The 1,468-nt window shown below is 69.1% G+C and carries 1 pseudogene; it reads left to right on the top strand.

Annotation, left to right across the window (positions count from 1 at the left end):
• Window positions 1–241 precede the first annotated feature (241 nt).
• Window positions 242–1,445: pseudogene (locus tag JIG36_RS51355) on the top strand (IS110 family RNA-guided transposase).
• Window positions 1,446–1,468 lie beyond the last annotated feature (23 nt).

Here is a 1,468-nt window from a genome sequence, read left to right as displayed (position 1 = left end):
CCCGTTACCTTTTTGATCGTCCCCGTTGGGGACGGCTCGGTCGCCCGGTCCGGTATGACTCTTCGCCCCTGTCGTTGGCATGATCCGGGGGTGTTGTCGCCGGGCCGGGTGGCATCGATGGACCGCTGATAGGGACCCGACCGCCCGTGCTTTTCGGGTTGGTCTCTTCGTAACGTGGCTGCCGGGTGTCGATGCCGGACCAGGCGATCGAGCCGGCGGACGTCGCGGGGAGGCGATACGGGTGCACGGCGACTACCAGGTGTTTCTCGGCTTGGACGTGGGCAAGGACGGCCACCATGCTGTCGCGCTCGACCGAGACGGCAAACGGCTGCACGACGCGGCGCTGGTCAACAGCGAAGCGAAGCTGCGGCAGGTGTTCGACAGGCTTGCCCAGCAGGGGCCGGTGTTGATGGTCGTCGACCAGCCCGCTTCGATCGGTGCTCTGCCGGTCGCGGTGGCACGGGCCTGTGGCCTGCAGGTCGCCTATCTGCCCGGCCTGGCGATGCGGCGAATCGCCGACCTGCATCCGGGCAACGCGAAGACCGACGCCCGCGACGCCTACGTGATCGCGGACGCGGCCCGCACCTTGCCGCACACCCTTCGCCGGGTCGATGTCGCAGACGAGGCTCTGGCAGAGCTCGAAGTTCTGGTCGGTTTCGATGACGACCTGGCCGGCGAGTCGACCCGGCTGACCAACCGGATCCGGGGCTTGCTCAGCCAGATCCATCCCGCCCTGGAGCGGGCGTTCGGCAAGAACCTCACGCACAAGGCCGGCCTCGAGCTGCTGTCACGCTGCGGTGGCCCGGCCGGGATCCGCCGGGCCGGTCGCCGCAAGCTGCTGTCGATCGCCACCAAGAACGCGCCGCGCATGGGCGAACGCCTCGTCGAACGGATCCTGGCCGCCTTGGACGAGCAGACCGTCGTGGTCCCCGGAACGGCCGCCGCCGAGACGGTCCTGCCGAAGCTGGCGGACAACCTGCGCGAGGTCCTGCGGCAACGAGACGAACTCGCCGCGCAAGTCGAGGAGATACTCGATGCGCACCCTCTTGCCCCGGGTCCTGACTTCGATGCCCGGCATCGGCGTCAGGACCGCAGCCCGCATCATGCTCGAAGTCGGCGACGGCACCGCCTTCGCGACGCCGGGCCACCTCGCGGCCTACGCCGGTCTGGCCCCGGTCACCCGCCGCTCCGGCAGCAGCATCCGCGGCGAGCATCCACCCAAGGGCGGCAACAAGCATCTGAAACGCGCGTTCTTCCTCGCCGCCTTCGCCTCGCTGGCGCATCCGCCGTCACGGGCCTACTACGACCGCAAACGGGCCCAGGGCAAGAAACACAACGCCGCCCTCATCTGCCTGGCACGCCGCCGTGTCGACGTCCTGTTCGCCATGCTCCGCGACCAGACGCCCTACCAAACCCGGCCCGTCAACCACGCCCTCACCGCTTGACGAAACCCATAGGGACACCCCCC

The organism is Paractinoplanes ovalisporus, assembly GCF_016834655.1.
Lineage (GTDB): Bacteria > Actinomycetota > Actinomycetes > Mycobacteriales > Micromonosporaceae > Actinoplanes > Actinoplanes ovalisporus.
Note: the sequence above shows the minus strand (reverse complement) of the source record. Positions and strands in the feature narration are given on the sequence as shown.